5 protein-coding genes are annotated in these 3,562 nt (G+C 72.3%); all 5 read left to right on the top strand.

The genetic code is table 11. The annotated features are described in order from the left end of the window. Positions 1-326 (top strand): hypothetical protein (locus tag AC2CHG_RS30640; RefSeq protein WP_484526126.1); only part of this gene is annotated, 326 nt, incomplete at its 5' end. 34 nt (positions 327-360) lie between these two features. Further along, positions 361-984, top strand: a complete 624-nt coding sequence (locus AC2CHG_RS30635) for a TrmH family RNA methyltransferase (RefSeq protein ID WP_194798715.1) — start codon at positions 361-363, stop codon at positions 982-984. A 91-nt stretch (positions 985-1,075) separates the two neighbouring features. After that, positions 1,076-1,774: a DUF6758 family protein gene (locus tag AC2CHG_RS30630; protein WP_484526125.1), complete on the top strand. Its 699-nt coding sequence runs from the start codon at positions 1,076-1,078 to the stop codon at positions 1,772-1,774. A gap of 283 nt (positions 1,775-2,057) precedes the next feature. Continuing rightward, a complete protein-coding gene (locus tag AC2CHG_RS30625; RefSeq protein ID WP_484526124.1) occupies positions 2,058-2,909 on the top strand; it encodes a PH domain-containing protein in 852 nt (283 codons plus the stop codon). Between the two features lie 93 nt (positions 2,910-3,002). Beyond that, positions 3,003-3,562 (top strand): SigE family RNA polymerase sigma factor (locus AC2CHG_RS30620; RefSeq protein ID WP_484526123.1); only part of this gene is annotated, 560 nt, incomplete at its 3' end.

The raw sequence follows: 3,562 nt of genomic DNA, 5'->3' as shown, positions 1-3,562 counted from the left end.
CCGCCGGCCTGGCCGGCCTGGACGCGGTGGCCGCCGGCCGGGCCTTCGACAGCGATCTCGTCCGCGCCGTGGTGGCCGCCATCTACGCCCGCCACGACGGCGTCACCGAGCGGGAGGAGCGCCTGACCGACATGGTCGACCTGCTGGCCGCCGCCCGGGCGACGGTACGGGTGCTGCGCCGCCGGGCGGATCCGGCCGACTCGGCGGCGTACCGGCAGTGGGTGGAGTCGGTCGCCGCCCGGGTGTGCCGGGCCGGGCAGACCACGCCGAGCCCCGCCGACACGCGCTTCCTCGACCGGCTGGGCGGCGCGCTCGACCTGCGCTGACCGGGGACGCCGCCGGGCCGTACCCTCGGCAACCGTGACCGACGACCAGCTCGACGTGGGTGTGGGGCCGTGGCCCGGTGACCCGCCGGACGACCCGCGCTACGACCCGGAGCTGCTCACCGCCGGGGACCGGCGCAACGTGGTGGACCGCTACCGCTACTGGCGGCGTGAGGCCGTGGTGGCCGACCTGGACCGGCGCCGGCACGACTTCCACGTGGCGATCGAGAACTGGCAGCACGACTTCAACATCGGCACCGTGGTCCGCAACGCCAACGCCTTCCTCGCCGCCGAGGTGCACATCGTCGGGCGGCGGCGGTGGAACCGGCGGGGCGCGATGGTGACCGACCGCTACCAGCACGTCCGGCACCACGCGACGATCGAGGAGTTCGTCGCGTGGGCGCGCGACGAGCGGTTGCCGGTGGTCGGGATCGACAACCTGCCCGGCTCCCGGCCGATGGAGACCGCGGTGCTGCCGCGTCGCTGCGTGCTCCTGTTCGGCCAGGAGGGGCCGGGACTGTCGGCGGTGGCCCGATCGGCCTGCGACGCGCTGTTCTCCATCGCCCAGTACGGCTCGACCCGGTCCATCAACGCGGGGGTGGCCAGCGGCATCGCCATGCACGCCTGGATCCGGTCGTACGCCGGGCCGCCGCCGGACTGAACCCGCGGGTGGGTCCACCGCCGGACGGAAATCCCACGCTCGTCGGCCCGCCCCGCTTGACGCCCCGCGGGTCCGGGGTGACGGTGAGGGTGTGACTGTCGCGGTGAGTTGTCCGAAGTGCGCGGGCCCGGTGCGCGAGCCGGATCTGATGCACGCCGAGCACCGGTGCGTGCGCTGCGGCCCGGTCGCGCCGCTGCACGTACCGGAGCACATCAGCGCCGAGATCATGGCCAGCGTGGTGGAGCGGATGGCCGCCGACCCCGACCCGACGGGCCGGCTGCGGATGCCGCTGTGGTGCCCGTGGCCGCTCCCGCCGGGCTGGACGCTCACCGGCGTGGCCTGGGCGGGCGACGACCGGGCGGGCGTACGGGCCACGCTCGTCGCCTGCGCCGGACCGGCCCCCCTGGACGGTGGGCCGGCCGACCTGATCTTCGTCGCCGAGGAACCCGGCGTAGGTCTCGGATCCCGCTTCGCGGGACTGCCCGGACCCGACCCCGGCCCACAGGTGGAGGAGGCGCTCACCGATCCCGGCCCTGGTCATCCCGAGCGGCTGCCGCACGCGAAGATCCGGGTGGGCGGCCATCCAACTCCACTGTGGCTCGTCCGCTCCGAAACGGATCGAAGCGCGTACGCCGGCGAGGCTCGGGGAATGTGGCTCCATGCGATAGCCTGGCCGGCGAGTGCGGGTCACCTCCTCGCGGAAGAAGTCGTGCTGCACGACCTCGCCGAGTGGACACCGCCCGAACTCGTGTACGGCGCACCGTCTCCGTACCTGCACGGGCGGGCCTGACCGGCTCGCCACGGCGAGTCGGAGAGCGGACGCAGATATTCACGGTAAGACACCATGCTGATACTCTGGGTGCCGCTGCGGTAAACGGACCCGGCTCCGCGCGAGAGGATGGCCCGCTATGGTCAAGAAGGTCCTCACCTGGGCCGGAATCGCATTCTTGATCTTCTTTGTTGCGTACCGGCCCAACTCCGCCGCCGACGTCTTCAAGTCCCTCGGCGGCGGCATCATGGACATCGCGCAGGGCTTCGGCGACTTCTTCACCAACCTCGTCGCCTAGCCGCCCATGGGAAGCCCCTCCGGTCCACCCTTCGACCCGGACGACCCCGACCGGGCACGCCGGGAACGCGACACCGAGCCGATCCCCCGGATCGACCCGGACGACCCGGCCGGTTACGGCCCCGGCCCGTACGCGGACCCGGACGACGCCGGCTACGGCAGCGCGTACGCCGGCGAGGGGCGGTCCGGCCGGGCCTGGGCACGGGACCCGGACGGCTTCCCGGACCAGCCGATCTCCGAGGAGGAGCTGGCCGGGCTGCGGTCCGACGCCACCGGCATGGCACCCCGCCGGGTGCTGCCGCTGGAGGACGAGCCCAGCTCGCTCGTGGCCCGTTACCTCTTCCCCACGGAGCGCTACCGGGGCGAGTGGAAGCGGCACTGGATCCACCTCACCACCCCGATCATCGTCGGCGTGGCGGCCACGTTCGTGCTCGGCTACCTCTCCGGCTTCCTCGCCGGGCGGGACGTCGGCGCGTTGACCACAGTCGCCGTGCTGCTCTGGTTCGCCGTGATGGGCTGGGTGGCCTGGAAGGTCGCCGACTGGTGGTACGACCGGTTCATCCTGACCAACAAGCGGGTGATGGTCGTCAACGGCATCATCACCCGGCAGGTCGCGATGATGCCGCTCACCCGGGTCACCGACATGAAGTACGAGCAGAGCCCGACCGGCCGTGCCCTCAACTACGGCACTTTCGTGCTGGAGTCCGCCGGTCAGGAACAGGCACTCCGGGTGATCAAGAACCTGCCCAACCCGAACGAGCTCTACCTGCGTGTGGTCGAGGAGATGTACGAGCCGCAGGCGGTCGAGGCGCGGCTGGGCAAGGAGGCCGACGAGGCCAAGGCCGACGACGGAGCCTGAAACTTTTCGTCCGAACATCGGATGAACTGCACACCTTCCGCCATCGACCCGGGCGACCCGGCCGTGGCATCCTGCCAGGCAGGACGGGGGGAGATGAGTGTGGTGGTGAGCAGAGATCCGCTGGAGGAGGAGTTCCGCGAATTCGTCGCGGCCCGGTCCGGCGCACTGCTGCGCACCGCCTACCTGCTCGCCGGTGACTGGGCCACCGCCGAGGATCTGCTCCAGACCGCGCTGACGAAGACCTACCTGGCCTGGAAGCGGCTCGGCGGGATCGATGCCATCGAGCCGTACGCCCGCCGGGTCATGGTCAACACGTCCACCAGCTGGTGGCGGCGCCGCTGGCACGGCGAGCGCCCCACCGAGGTGCTGCCGGAGCGCGCCGGTGTCGACGAGATCGAGCAGCAACTCGACCGGGACGCGCTCTGGCGGCACCTCCAGGCGCTGCCGGCCCGGCAGCGGGCGGTGCTGGTGCTGCGCTTCTACGAGGACATGTCCGAGGCGCAGACCGCCGCGCTGCTGGAGATCTCCCCGGGCACCGTCAAGAGCCAGACCTCCCGGGCGCTGAACACGCTGCGCCGCCGGCTCGGCTCCCAGGCGGCCCTGGGCCTGCCCGCGCCCGCCGACGTGCCCGCGGCGAAACCGTCGGCCCCGGC

This window comes from Micromonospora sp. ATLC20 (assembly GCF_057196585.1).
The sequence above is the reverse complement of the archived record's forward strand: the minus strand, read 5'-3'. Positions and strand labels throughout refer to the sequence as shown.

What these genes read in the sequence shown, in the direction of transcription:
- AC2CHG_RS30625 (WP_484526124.1), top strand. Translation starts at nt 2,058, where the DNA reads ATGGGAAGCCCCTCCGGTCCACCCTTCGACCCGGACGACCCCGACCGG.